We start from the raw sequence: 13,103 nt of genomic DNA on the forward strand, positions 1-13,103 counted from the left end.
GCTGGCGAGGCGCAACCGCGCACCCCCTCCACCCCGGACACGAACGCAGCCCACCCAAGGGCCCGGCCCACCCAAGCCGGCCACTTTCCCCCGGCTGCCCGCTCGCTTCTCACCCGTGCTGGAACGCCCCTAGTCACGGGTGGCACGCAGGGCCATCGCCGAAGGCGACGCGTAGCGACAGCGGAGCGCCCTTTACTCGGGGCGTGGAAGCACGACACTGACAAAGAAGCGGGCGGCCCCCTGTCACACACCCTCGCTCTGATCCGTCAGACCGGTGACGACGCAATCGCGGGACTGGAACCGAGGGAGAGACGGACATGAGCGAGGCCAAGAAGGTTGCGGTTGCCGGGGCGACCGGGCGGCTCGGGCGGCATGTGGTGGACGTGCTGACGGAGCGTGGTCACCGGGTGGTGTCGATGTCCCGGGCCACCGGGGTCGACATCGTGACCGGGGAGGGGCTGGCCGAGGCGTTGGAGGGTGTGGACGTCGTGATCGACGCGGCCAGCACGCCCTCGCCGGACCAGCAGGTGGCGACGGAGTTCTTCACGGCGGCGGCCCGCAATCTGCACGAGGCCGGGCAGAAGGCCGGGGTCGGCCGGATGGTCGTCGTCTCGATCATCGGGATCGACGAGTCGGTCGCGGGCTACAACGCGGCCAAGCTGGAGCACGAGCGCGCGGTGCTGGCCGGGCCGGTGCCGGTGCGGGTGTTGCGGGCGGCGCAGTTCCACGAGTTCGTGGAGCAGCTGACGCAGTGGGGGCGGCAGGGCGACACGGTGTACGTGCCGAAGATGCGGACGCAGTTGGTCGCGGCGCGGGCTGTCGCGGAGGCGCTGGTGGACCTGGCGGAGGCCGACGAGGCGCCGGGGGCGCGGGCACCGTTCCCGGAGGTGGCCGGGCCGCGCGAGGAAAGCCTGGAGGATGCTGCCCGACTGCTGATGTCCCACCGGGACCCGTCGGCGAAGGTGGTGGCCGTGAGCGACCCGGCCAACCCGGAGCGGGACCTGTTCGAGAGCGGAGGGCTCCTGCCGGGAGCGGGGGCACGGCTGGCGGGGCCTACGTTCGAAGAGTGGGTCGGGGCTGGCTTCTGAGGCGGAGACCTCAGAGCGGAGCGCACCGGCAGCCGGTGGCGTCACGAGTGGCACTCCGGCTGCCGGTGTCTCCTCGTCCGGGGTGTGTTCCGGGTGCCGGGTCACTCCGCGCGCACCATCTCGGCGACGGCACGGTAGATGCCGCTGACGGTTGTCAGATGCTCGCGTGCCTCGTCCGGCGTGGTGGCGATGTGGGCGAGGTGTTCGGCTCGGTGGTACGCCTCCGCCGTCTCCGGTTGACGCTCGATCTCGATCAGAGCCGCCCAGTGATTCAGACAGGCGTGGACGGGCTTGAGCGAGCCATATTCCAACGCCTCGGCCAAGGCCTGGTCCTTGGCGAGGTCGTAAGCGGCCAGAAGATGCGGCGCGACCACGGCACAGGCGGCGCGCAGGGCAGCAGGGGTGCGGTCCGGGCGCGGAATCCGGGGTTCAAGGCACAAGCCCGACTCTGGTCCCCACGCACCCGGCCACGCCGCGCAAGCCCTCAGGAAGCCGCCGACGGTGACTTCGCCCTCCCCCGGCCCACCTGTGTCCGTACCGCTCCCATGCTTGCGCCTATGACCAGGGCGATCGCGGCCGCCTGGGTGGCGGAGAGGGTCTGGTCCAGGATGAGGAAGCCCGCTGTCGCTGCGATGGCCGGTTCCAGGCTCATGAGGATGGCGAAGGTGGAGGCGGGCAGGCGGCGCAGGGCGAGGAGTTCGAGGGTGTAGGGGAGGACCGAGGAGAGGACCGCCACCGCCGAGCCCAGGGCCAGCGTGGTCGGGTTCAGCAGCTTGGTGCCCGATTCGACGATCCCCAGCGGGAGGAACAGCAGCGCCGCCACCGCCATGGCCAGCGCCAGACCGTCGGCCTGGGGGAAGCGGCGGCCCGTGCGGGCGCTGAAGAGGATGTACGCCGCCCACATCGCGCCCGCCCCTAGAGCGAAGGCGACGCCCACCGGGTCGAGGTTGCTGAAGCCCCCGCCGCCCAGGAGGAAGACGCCTGCCAGGGCCAGGCCCGCCCAGAGCGCGTTGATCGCGCGGCGGGAGGCGAGGACCGACAGGGCCAGGGGGCCCAGCACCTCCAGGGTCACGGCTGGGCCGAGCGGGATACGGGCGACGGACTCGTAGAAGAGGCCGTTCATCGCGCCCATGGTGATGCCGAAGACGATCACCGTGCCCCAGTCGGTGCGCGAGTGGCCGCGCAGCCGGGGGCGGCAGACCAGCATCAGGATCACCGCGGCGGCGAGGAGGCGCAGGGTGACCACCCCGAGCGCGCCGGCCCGGGGCATCAGCGTCACGGCGAGGGCCCCGCCGAACTGGACCGAGATCCCGCCGGCCAGCACCAGTCCGACCGGCCCGAGGGAGCCGAGGGAGCCGAAGCGGCGGGGTGCGCCACCAGCGGGCGTGCGCGCGTGGTCCGTCATGGAGGTGGGTGAGGACGACGGGGTGGTGGCGCTTGGGGTGCTCACGGGCGGTCCTGGGGGCTGGCTCGGGTCAGGGTGTGTTCATCGCGATGTACTACCGAGTCCAGGGTAATAGACTTCGCCAGGAGTGTGAACCGCTTATGCAACTGTCCTGGATGCTGAGATCAGATGCCGGGCCAGGGGTCCGTGTCACGGAACAGCGGGCGGCCGTCCGGGAGTGTGGTGGGGACCGTTCCCTGTGCCTCGTAGGGGAGCTGGACCCAGACCGCGGCGGCTGCGTACGGGTCGTATCCCACGTCGTAGGCGTTGCCGTAGCCCTGCCCATGTGCGTACTCCTGCACAGGTGCCGGCGTCTCCTCCGTGAACAGCGGCAACCGCAGTTCCGCCGTGTCCATCGCCGCGTTGTTCTGTGAGCGGTGCAGGCGGGAGTACGCCCCGCCCCGTGCCAGCAATTCCTCGTGCCGGCCCGTCTCCACCACGCGGCCGCGGTCGACGACCAGGATGCGGTCGGCGTCGGGGGCGAGGTTGAGGTCGTGGGTGATCATGATGGTCGTACGGCCCGTCGTCAGGCGGCGCAAGGGCTTGACCACTCGGCGTGCGGCCATGGCGTCCAGGCCCGTCGTCGGCTCGTCCAGGACCAGGACCGGTGCGTCGCGCAGGATCGCGCGGGCGATGGCAAGGCGCTGGAGCTGGCCGCCGGACAGGCGGGCCGAGTTGGGGTCTACCCTGGTGTCGTAGCCGTCGGGGAGCCGGACGATGAAGTCGTGTGCGTCGGCTGCCTTCGCCGCCTCGACGATGGCCTGCTCGCTGGCGCCGGGTCGGCCGCAGGCGATGTTCGCGCGGACCGTGTCGTGCAGGACGAGGGTCTCCTGCGGGAGCAGGGTGATGTACTCGCGCAGCCGGGCGAGCGGGAAGTCCCGCAGCGGTACGCCGTCCAGGAGGATCTGGCCCGCGTCGGGGTCGTAGAAGCGCAGGAGGAGTTTCGACACCGTCGACTTGCCCGCGCCGCTCGGGCCGGTGATGATCACCAGCTCGCCCGGGCTGACCGTGAAGGAGAGGTCCTGCAGGGTCGTTCCGTCGGCGCCGGGGTAGCTGAAGCCGACGTCCCGGAGCTCCACCGTGCCGTCGGGGCGGCCGGTCTCCGTGCCCCGCCGGGGGTCGGTGACCGACGGCTTCACGTCCAGGATCTCGATGAGCCGTTCCGCGCCCGCCGTGGCCGCCGTGACCGTGAGGCCGAGCTGGGCCAGGCCCCGGACGGGCGGGTAGAGGTAGCCGAGGAAGGCGGCGAAGGCGAGCAGTTGGCCCAGGGTCATCCGGCCGGTGGAGATCTCCCAGGCGCCGATGCCGATCACCGCCAGGACGCAGATCGTCTCTATGACCTGGACGAGTTGTTCGTAGGCCTCGTTGAGGCGGGTGGCGCGGACCGAGGCGCGGAACCAGGCGTTCGCCTCCTCGCTCAGCCGGCGCCGCTCCGCGTCCCGGCGGTCGTACGCCTGCGTCAGCACGACGTTGCCGAGGGACTCCTCGACGACGGAGGTGATCGCACCGTCGGCGACCCGGCCCTCGCGCGAGACGTCCTTGATGGAGCCGGAGAAGCGGCGGGCCGCCAGCCAGAACAGCGGGGCGAGGACGAAGGTGGCGGCGGCCAGGTCCCAGCGCAGCCAGAACGCGGCGGCCGCGTAGAACAGGGCGGAGAAGGCCGCCGAGGCGGCGCCGACGAGACCGGAGACGACCATCGTCTCGATCGCCTCGACGTCGCTGGTCAGCCGGGAGAGCAGATCGCCCTGCCGGTGGCGCTGGAAGAAGTGCGGGGGCAGTTGTTGCACATGGTCGAAGACATGCTCGCGCAGCCGCATCACGAAGCGCTCCGTCACCCAGGCGGCAAGGGAGTTGCCCGCGTACGCGACGGCCGCGCCGACCGCGGCGATGCCCAGCCACTTCACGGCCGGACTCCAGAACGCGCTGAGCGAGCCCTTCTGCAGGGCGTGGTCGGTGAGGTCGCTGAAGAGCAGGATGGCCTCGGTCTCGGCGAGCGCGGCGAGCACCGTGCACAGCCAGACGACCAGCAGCCAGCGGCGCAGTCCTCTGGTCAGCGGCCAGAAGCGGTGAAAGGCGGTACGGGTGGGGATGGTCGGAGTGTCCTCGTATTCGAGTTCCTCACTCTCGCTCTCGGTATCCTTGCCCATTTCGCATTCCCTCCGCTTTCCGTCGCCGAGTTCGAGATCGATTGAATTCAGGAATGCACGAAGGGGGCCGACGGTGCACCATCGGCCCCCTCATTCGCTCAGCGCCGGATCAGCCGTCCTGGCCGGGCAGCGGCTTGGGAAGCGGCTTGTGCGCGTGCTTCTTCGGCTTCGGCTTCGGCGGCGGAGGGAGCTGCTTCGACTTGGGCTTGGGGGGCAGCGGGGCAAGCTTCTTGAAGCTCATTCCGACTCCTAGTGTTTCGCAGTTCAGGTGATTCGAGAATTCCGCGTCCGGCTCCCGATGACCAAGAAGCTACACGGCTTGCCTGTGTCGTGACGGCAAAAATGGCAAAGGAGCGCTGTGAATACCCTGGGAAAAGCTGGGAGTTGGTTCGGCATGCTGAGAGTTTCTTCTGCGGCGGGCCATGTGGACGACGTTCAGTGCCATGTGCGGCAGCTGGTGAGATTCACGAAGTCATGATCCGCCAGTGCCCGACCTCCTGGTATTCAGAGTCGTACACCGGCGAGCCGTCGCCCGGCTGGAGGGGGTAGTGGTGCAGGTTGCCGGCCCAGTAGCGGAGGATCCGGCCCAGTTCCCGGGCGGGGTCCTCGGTCACGCGTCCGGCATCCACGTCGACTTCCAGCAGGAACTTCACAGTTGTCTCCTCCTGTCGGGGCTGCTGGTATCTGCGGTATCAATTGTTTCATTCAATTGCTAATGGCTAAATTTGCGATGATTGATGCAGAATCGATGATGAATATGTCCGAGAAGTCTCAACCGCCGATGAGGTTGCGCGTCGCCGACCTCGCGCGGGCGGCCGGGATCTCGGCCCAGCAGGTGCGGAACTACGTGGACATGGGGCTGCTCCCGCCCGTCGCGCGCACCGCCGGCGGATACCGCGTCTTCACCGACGCGCATGCCGAGGCCCTCGCCACGGCCCGGGAGGTGGCTGCCGGGCACGGCTGGCCGACCGCGCGGATCGTGATGCGGGCCGTGCACGACGGTGACCTGGAGGCGGCGCTGGCCGAGCTCGACGCCAGTCATGCCCGGCTGGACCGGGAGCGGGGCGAGTTGGCGGCCGTGCACGAGGCACTGGAGACGGTGCTCGCGGGCGGGCCGGTCGCCCCGGGCCCCGCGCGGCAGGCCCTGCGCATCGGTGAGGTCGCCCGCGCCGTGGGCGTACGGCCCCCCGTGCTGCGGCTGTGGGAAGCCAGGGGGCTGCTACGGCCGGACCGGGAGCCGTCCACGGGATACCGCCGCTACACCCGCTCGGAAGTCCGGGCGGCCCACGTCGTCGCCCTGCTGCGCCGCGGCCACTACCCCCTCGACGCCATCCACACGGTCCTGGAGGAACTGCGCACCACCGACAACCCCGAGCACCTCCGCGGCGAACTGGCCCTCCGGGGCAAGGACCTGCACCTCCGCAGCCTCCACCGGCTGAAGGCCTCTGCCGCCCTGCACGCCTATGTGCGCCACCTCGGCCACTCCGGCTGACTCACACCCGGGCCTTCTCAACCCCCGTCCTCCTCCAGCGCATCCGCCATCACCTCCGCCAGGTGCCGCCCCCGCACCCCGGCCAGTTGCTCCAGCTGTGTGCGGCAGGAGAAGCCGTCGGCCAGGATCACCGTTCCCTCGGGTGCCGCTCGTACCGAGGGCAGCAGTTGTTCCTCGGCGCAGGTCTTCGACACCTCGAAGTGGTCCTTCTCGAAGCCGAAGTTGCCCGCGAGGCCGCAGCAGCCGCCGGTCAGTTCACCGGTGAGACCCGCCGCCTCGCGCAGTCCGCGGTCGGGGGCGTCGCCCAGGACCGCGTGCTGGTGGCAGTGGGTCTGGCCGGCCACGGGGCGGTCCACCTGGGGCGGGGTCCACTCGGGCGCGGACCGTGCCAGGGCCTCCGCGAAGGTGACGACCGCCGACGCCAGGCGTGCCGCGCGCGGGTCGTCGTGCAGCAGCTCGGGCAGGTCCGTACGGAGCGCGGCCGCGCAGCTGGGCTCCAGGACGACGACCGGCGGGATGTCGTCGCCGAGTCCCGGCAGCAGATACGGCTCCATCAGGTCGAGCGTGCGGCGCAGCACCGCGCGGGCACGGTCCAGTTGGCCGGTGGAGACGTACGTCAGACCGCAGCACACGCGCATGCGGCGGCCCGGCGCCCACAGGTTCATGCCCACCCCCTCCACCTCGCCCCGCGCCGACCGCCGCACCCTCATGCGTCTCGTCGGCGGGAGCAGCACGACCAGTCCCGCCGCCTCCAGGACGCGTACGGCCGCCTTTCCCACCGACGGCGAGAAGTGCTCCGTGAAGGTGTCCGGCCACAGCAGGACGGTGGTCCGGGGCGCCGCCTCGGCAACACGCTCGCCCGTCCGTCCCGCGGCGACCCGTCCACGCAGCCGCGCCCCGAACCGTCGCGCCCACCAGCGGCTGAACGTCTCCCCGGCCACCCGCGGAATCTCCCGCTCCGGCGCGATCCCGCCCAGCCGCTTCGCCGCCAGCGCCAACGGCCGTACGGTGGCGAGCGCGTTGAGCACCGGCGCGGTGCGTGTGCGGGCCACCCAGCGCAGCCAGAGCGGCAGCCACCCCATCGTGTAGTGGGCGGCCGGGCGGCGCCGTCCTTCGTAGTGGTGGTGCAGGAACTCCGCCTTGTACGTGGCCATGTCGACCTCGACCGGGCAGTCGGAGCGGCAGCCCTTGCAGGACAGGCACAGGTCCAGGGCGTCCCGGACCTCGGTCGAGCGCCAGCCGCCCGTCACCAGCTCGCCCGCGAGCATCTCGTGGAGCAGCCGGGCCCGCCCGCGCGTGGAGTGCGCCTCTTCGCCGGTCGCCCGGAAGGACGGGCACATGACGGAGGGGCCGGCCGCCGTGGTCGTACGGCACTTGGCGACTCCTACGCACCGGCGCACCGCGGCCGAGAAGTCGCCGTCGTCGGCGGGGTAGCCGAAGGCCACGTCGACGGGGCGGCGGGGAAGCACGGAGAAGCGCAGGTTGGCGTCCAGTGGGGCGGGGCGGACCAGCATGCCGGGGTTGAGCAGGTCGTCCGGGTCCCATACGCCCTTGGCGCGCTCGAAGAGGGCGACCGTCTCCGCGCCGTACATCCGCGGCAGCAGCTCCGCGCGGGCCTGTCCGTCCCCGTGCTCCCCGGACAGCGAACCGCCGTGGGCCACCACGAGGTCGGCCAGTTCCTCGGAGAAGCGCCGGAAGCGGCCGACGCCCGCGTCGGTCATCAGGTCGAAGTCGATGCGGACATGGATGCAGCCGTCCCCGAAGTGCCCGTACGGCGTGCCGCGCAGCCCGTGCGCGGACAGCAGCCCCCGGAAGTCCCGCAGGTAGGCGCCGAGTCGCGCGGGCGGCACCGCGCAGTCCTCCCAGCCGGGCCAGGCCTCCGCCCCGTCCGGCATTCGGGTCGCCGTGCCGCTCGCGTCCTCCCGGATGCGCCACAGGGCACGCTGGGCGGCGTCCTCCGTCACCACCAGGGAGTCCACGACGTCGGCCGCGCGGACGATCGCCTCCGCACGCGCGCGTGCTTCTCCCGGCGACTCCCCGCCTGTCTCCACGAACAGCCAGGCGCCGCCCCCGGGCAGTCCGGCCGCGGACGGCACCAGGTCGGCCGCCATGCCCTCGACCGTCAGCGGGCTGTACGGCAGCAGCCCCGCCGCGGCCTCGGCGGCCGCGCTCTCGTCGGCGTACCCCAGCACGGCCAGGGCGCGCGTGCGGGGCGCCTCGACGAGTCGTACGACCGCCTCCGTGAGGATGCCCAGGGTGCCCTCCGAGCCGCAGAAGGAGCGGGCGACATCGGCGCCCTTCTCGGGGAGCAGTGCGTCCAGCGCGTACCCGGAGATGCGGCGGGGCAGGTCGGGGAAGCCCGTGCGCAGGCGGGCCAGTTCGCCCTCTGCCAGGGCACGCAGGCCCTGCGGCGCGCCGGCCCAGTCCTGCCCGAGTCGCAGCCGCTCGCCGCACACGGTGACCACGGCCAGCTCCCGCACGCTGTCCGCGGTCGTCCCCCAGGCCACCGAGTGGGAGCCGCACGAGTTGTTGCCGATCATCCCGCCGAGGGTGCACCGGCTGTGTGTCGCCGGGTCCGGGCCGAAGCGCAGGCCGTGCGGGGCGGCGGCCTCCTGGAGCCGGTCGAGGACGAGGCCCGGCTGCACGACGGCGGTGCGCGCCTCGGGGTCCACCGAGAGCACCCGGTTCATGTGCCGGGTGAAGTCCAGCACCACGCCCGTGCCCGTCGCCTGTCCCGCGATCGACGTGCCCCCGCCGCGCGCGACCACCGGCACCCCGTGCGCCCGGCACACCTCGAGGACCGCCGCCACGTCGTCAACATCGCGTGGCGCCACCACCCCCAGCGGGACACGCCGGTAGTTCGACGCGTCCATGGTGACCAGCGCCCGGGACGTGATGTCGAAACCCACCTCGCCCCGGACGGCTCCCCGCAGCTCCGCCGCCAGTTCCGTCATGCGTCCAGGATGCATCCGACCACTGACAGTGACGGACCCCGCCATGACGTCGTAGGTCTTCACAAGTCCACGGGTCGGCGGAGGCCGTCTCATCGGACGGACACGTTTCCGCGGGGTTTCACCGAGGGGATACGCTCCGGCTCGTGGCTGAGATCCAGATTCCCTCTGACATCAAGCCCGCGGACGGTCGTTTCGGCGCGGGTCCCTCCAAGGTGCGGACGGAGGCGCTGGACGCCCTCGCCGCCACCGGCACGTCCCTCCTCGGCACCTCTCACCGCCAGGCTCCGGTCAAGAGCCTGGTCGGCAAGGTGCGCGAAGGCATCTCCGAACTGTTCTCCCTGCCCGAGGGCTACGAGGTCGTCCTGGGCAACGGCGGGTCCACCGCGTTCTGGGACATCGCGACCCACGGCCTGATCGAGAACAAGTCGCAGCACCTCACGTTCGGCGAGTTCTCCTCCAAGTTCGCCAAGGCCGCCAAGCTCGCCCCGTGGCTCGCCGAGCCGACCGTGATCTCCTCCGACCCGGGCACCCACCCGGAGCCGCAGGCCGAGGCGGGCGTCGACGTGTACGCGTTCACCCACAACGAGACCTCCACCGGTGTCGCCACCCCGATCAAGCGGGTCGCGGGCGCCGACGAGGGCGCCCTCGTCCTGGTCGACGCCACCTCCGGCGCCGGCGGCCTCCCGGTCGACGTCGCCGAGACCGACGTCTACTACTTCGCCCCGCAGAAGTCCTTCGCCTCCGACGGCGGCCTGTGGATCGGCGTGTTCTCCCCGGCCGCGATCGAGCGCGCCGAGCGGATCCACGCGTCCGGCCGCCACGTCCCGGAGTTCTTCTCGCTCCCCACGGCGATCGACAACTCCCGCAAGAACCAGACGTACAACACCCCGGCCCTCGCCACGCTCTTCCTGCTGAACCAGCAGCTGGAGTGGATCAACGGCCAGGGCGGCCTCGCCTGGTCCACGGCCCGTACGAAGGACTCCTCGACCCGCCTGTACGGCTGGGCGGAGGAGTCCAAGTACGCCACCCCGTTCGTCGCCGACCCGGCCAAGCGCTCCCAGGTCATCGGCACGATCGACTTCGCGGACGAGATCGACGCGGCGGCAGTGGCCAAGGTGCTGCGCGCCAACGGCGTCGTCGACACCGAGCCCTACCGCAAGCTCGGCCGCAACCAGCTGCGCATCGCGATGTTCCCGGCCGTCGACCCGGCCGACGTCGAGGCGCTGACGAAGTGCGTCGACTACGTGATCGAGAAGCTGTAGTCGTTCCTCGTACGGCTCCAAGGGCGTCCGGCACCTGCCGGGCGCCCTTTGCGCGTGCGACAATCTCCTTTGCGCGTGGGACAATTGCGGGATCGGGCCATGAATCGGGCCATGATTCGCGCGGAGCTCTTCCATGCCGGTCCTGCACGCAAGCCACCGCCGCTCTCTCCTGGCCGCCCCGGTACTCATGGGCGCCCTGATCGCCCCCGCCCTGCTGCCGGTGACGACCGCCTCGGCCGCCCCCGACACCGGCGCGGCTGCCACCGCCCCGGCAGCCGCGAACCCGGCCGCCCGTTACGCGGGCAAATCCGTCGCCATCGGCCAGGACATGGTGGCCGTCCTGCGCAACGACCCCGACGCCGGCGGCCCCGAGGCCTGGATCCGCGCCGTGCAGCCGGACTGGCGGCAGGGCGACGCCTACATGTACCGCGTACTGGACAAGCTCGACCGGTCACACGGGACGGCCGAGCAGCGCGGTCTCTCCCTGAGCCTGGTCGGTGCCGAGGGCTCCGCCCCCGCGCTCAAGGTGGCCGGCGCGGTGGCCGACGCCAGGAGCGGAACGCACACCTACCCGCTCCCGAAGGCCGGCACCCCCGACGCCCGGGGCTGCACGGTCATCGAGGAGACCTCCATCGGGGCCGGGACCGCCGCCGTGCTGAGCAACGGCCCCGGGGGACCGTCGGCCTTCTTCAAGAACGAAGGTGACGGCACGCGTGTCGGCGGTGTCGTCAACCGGGCGCATCCCGCGCTGCCGAGGAGCGCGGGCTTCGTCGCCCGCATCATCGACCCCTATGGGAAGGCGCCGAAGCTGCTCACCAACATGGAGGGCGGCGGCCACCCCGCGGGCACGACGGCCTTCCCGGCCCCCGGCTGTGTGAAGTGATCCCTCAGCCGCGTCGCCGCAGCCGCCGGAGGCCGAACATGGCGGCCGCGACGACGGCCACGGCGATGGCTCCGAACTTGACGCCGTCGCCCGTAGCGCCGCCACCGCTCCCGGTGGCCGCGGAACTCCCGCCTCCGGACGTGGACTTGTCGGCACCGGACCCGCCGCCGCCCGGCACGCTCTGCGCCTCCACCGGGCTGTCCGCGCCCTCGCTGCCGTACATGAGCTTGGTGCCGTCGGCGGAGTAGGTGATCGACTCGCCCTGCCCCTGAAGGGGCACGTCCAGCCGCCCCTTGCGCTCGATCTTGCCGCCGTTCCAGTCGTAGTAGATGCCACCGAGGTAGCCGCGCACCGCGAGCTGCTTGCCGTCGGGGGAGAAGGCGGCGTCCGTGGCCCAGAGGTCGACGGCGGCGACGGGCTTGAAGACGTTGGCGCCGGAGGACGACAGCTGGGCCGGGCCCTCGTACAGGTGCCCGCCGTTCTCCTTCTTGTCGATGATGTACACGCGGCCGGTCTTCGGATGGACGACGAGCGACTCGGCGTTCCGTGCCCCATTGGAGTACTTCACGACGTACTGCGTGGCCTTGATCGTCTGGTTCTTGAGGACCTTGGGCTCGGGCAGCCGGTAGATCCACACGTACGGCCAGCTGCCGTCGAGGTTGTCGCCGATGTCGCCGACGTAGATCTGGTTGCCGGGCCCGATGGAGATGGCCTCCACGTCGCGCGGCGAGCCGATACCGCTGAGGGTGACCGTGGCGACCGTCTTGCCGGTAGTGCTGTCCACGGCGTAGATGTATGGCCCGTCGTCGCTGTCGTTGTGCGTCCAGTAGATGCCCCGGTGCAGATGCGAGGCGGCGAGACCGCTGGACTCGGCGATCCGCGGGTCCTTGATCGTGAACCCTTCGTCACCGTCACCGCCTGCGGCGGAGGCGGGCAGGGCGAGGGCGCCCGTGAGCAGAACTCCGGCGAGCAGGGCGAAGGATCGACGCATGCCCCCAAGCCTGCCATCCCGCAGGGAGGTTCACCGGACGAGGTGGCCCGGTGGTGGGACGTGGTGGGCCTCACACCCCACCCGCCTCCGTGATCGTCCATCATGAGCGGATGCTCAGGTTCATGCCCGTCGGTGACTCCATGACGATCGGAAGCGCGGGCGAACACACTTGGCGATACCGGCTGTGGCAGCACCTGTGCGCGACGTACGACGGCCCGTTCACGCTGGTCGGCCCGCGCGAGACGCTGTACGACAAGATGGCGGACGCCCCCACGTCGTACTACTACGCCGACCCCGACTTCCCCCGCGCCCATCTGGCCGGCTGGGGCGAGGGCTGGCAGCACATGGCTCCGCTGATCGGCGACGCGGTGAAGAAGTGCCGGGCGGACGTCCTGCTGGTCTCCCTCGGCCTGATCGACCTGGGCTTCTACACGAACGCGGAGCAGACGGCCCGGAACGTACGGGCCTTCGTCACGGCCGCCCGTGCGGCGAACCCGCGCATCCGTATGGTCCTGCTCCCGGTGATCCCGAACATCCGCGCCGCGGCGGACGCGCCCTTCGCCGAGCAGGTGGACCGGTTCAACGTCCTGCTCGCGAAGGCGGTCGCCGACCTGGACGAGCCCCGCTCACCGATCCTGCTGGCGTCACCACCGGAGTCGTACGACATCCACGCCGACACCTACGACGGGACCCACCCCAACGAGAGCGGCGAGCACCGGATCGCGGAGGCGTTCGCGGGGGCGATGTGGGAGGCGTGGGGAGTCGGACAGGTGTACGTGGCTGGAACGCGTTGACTTGATCCCGGCGTCTCCTTGTCACTGTGCGTATCGTTGTACTGCGCG

Annotated in this window: 12 protein-coding genes; 5 read left to right on the plus strand and 7 right to left on the minus strand. The window is 71.2% G+C overall.

The window, feature by feature from the left end:
* Positions 1–317 precede the first annotated feature (317 nt).
* Complete coding sequence (locus N8I87_RS18000; RefSeq protein ID WP_263210057.1) at positions 318–1,088, plus strand: SDR family oxidoreductase; 771 nt, start codon at positions 318–320, stop codon at positions 1,086–1,088.
* A gap of 101 nt (positions 1,089–1,189) precedes the next feature.
* Here N8I87_RS18000 and N8I87_RS18005 read toward each other — a convergent pair whose 3' ends face one another.
* The 5 genes from N8I87_RS18005 to N8I87_RS18025 all read right to left on the minus strand — a co-directional run bounded on the left by N8I87_RS18005 (position 1,190) and on the right by N8I87_RS18025 (position 5,332).
* The gene (locus N8I87_RS18005) at positions 1,190–1,528 is read right to left on the minus strand and encodes a DUF6247 family protein (RefSeq protein WP_263210058.1); all 339 of its coding nucleotides are present in this window, start codon (positions 1,526–1,528) and stop codon (positions 1,190–1,192) included.
* Between the two features lie 44 nt (positions 1,529–1,572).
* On the minus strand, positions 1,573–2,538 hold the full coding sequence (locus N8I87_RS18010; RefSeq protein ID WP_263210059.1) for an EamA family transporter: 966 nt from the start codon (positions 2,536–2,538) through the stop codon (positions 1,573–1,575).
* 119 nt (positions 2,539–2,657) lie between these two features.
* Positions 2,658–4,679, minus strand: a complete 2,022-nt coding sequence (locus tag N8I87_RS18015) for an ABC transporter ATP-binding protein (protein ID WP_263210061.1) — start codon at positions 4,677–4,679, stop codon at positions 2,658–2,660.
* A 109-nt stretch (positions 4,680–4,788) separates the two neighbouring features.
* Entirely contained in the window at positions 4,789–4,920 is a 132-nt protein-coding gene (locus tag N8I87_RS18020) for a hypothetical protein (RefSeq protein WP_263210063.1), read from the minus strand.
* Between the two features lie 223 nt (positions 4,921–5,143).
* The gene (locus N8I87_RS18025; protein ID WP_263210064.1) at positions 5,144–5,332 is read right to left on the minus strand and encodes a hypothetical protein; all 189 of its coding nucleotides are present in this window, start codon (positions 5,330–5,332) and stop codon (positions 5,144–5,146) included.
* 128 nt (positions 5,333–5,460) lie between these two features.
* Between N8I87_RS18025 and N8I87_RS18030 the strand changes: the two genes are divergently transcribed.
* On the plus strand, positions 5,461–6,171 hold the full coding sequence (locus N8I87_RS18030) for a MerR family transcriptional regulator (protein WP_263210065.1): 711 nt from the start codon (positions 5,461–5,463) through the stop codon (positions 6,169–6,171).
* 17 nt (positions 6,172–6,188) lie between these two features.
* Here the strand turns inward: N8I87_RS18030 and N8I87_RS18035 are convergent, their stop codons facing one another.
* Positions 6,189–9,125 carry an FAD-binding and (Fe-S)-binding domain-containing protein gene (locus tag N8I87_RS18035; protein ID WP_263210066.1) on the minus strand — a complete coding sequence of 979 codons (2,937 nt, stop codon included), beginning with the start codon at positions 9,123–9,125 and terminating at the stop codon, positions 6,189–6,191.
* Between the two features lie 143 nt (positions 9,126–9,268).
* Between N8I87_RS18035 and serC the strand changes: the two genes are divergently transcribed.
* The gene (gene serC, locus N8I87_RS18040) at positions 9,269–10,387 is read left to right on the plus strand and encodes a phosphoserine transaminase (protein WP_263210067.1); all 1,119 of its coding nucleotides are present in this window, start codon (positions 9,269–9,271) and stop codon (positions 10,385–10,387) included.
* 133 nt (positions 10,388–10,520) lie between these two features.
* Positions 10,521–11,270 (plus strand): hypothetical protein, encoded by a 750-nt coding sequence (locus tag N8I87_RS18045; protein WP_263210068.1) that lies wholly within the window; start codon positions 10,521–10,523, stop codon positions 11,268–11,270.
* A gap of 4 nt (positions 11,271–11,274) precedes the next feature.
* Here the strand turns inward: N8I87_RS18045 and N8I87_RS18050 are convergent, their stop codons facing one another.
* Positions 11,275–12,261, minus strand: coding sequence for a WD40 repeat domain-containing protein (locus N8I87_RS18050; RefSeq protein WP_263210069.1), 987 nt, complete (start codon positions 12,259–12,261; stop codon positions 11,275–11,277).
* Positions 12,262–12,371: 110 nt separating this feature from the next.
* On the opposite strand from N8I87_RS18050, the gene N8I87_RS18055 reads away from it, so the two are divergent.
* Entirely contained in the window at positions 12,372–13,055 is a 684-nt protein-coding gene (locus tag N8I87_RS18055) for an SGNH/GDSL hydrolase family protein (protein ID WP_263210070.1), read from the plus strand.
* Positions 13,056–13,103 lie beyond the last annotated feature (48 nt).

Source organism: Streptomyces sp. HUAS 15-9, from assembly GCF_025642155.1.
Classification (GTDB): Bacteria; Actinomycetota; Actinomycetes; order Streptomycetales; family Streptomycetaceae; genus Streptomyces.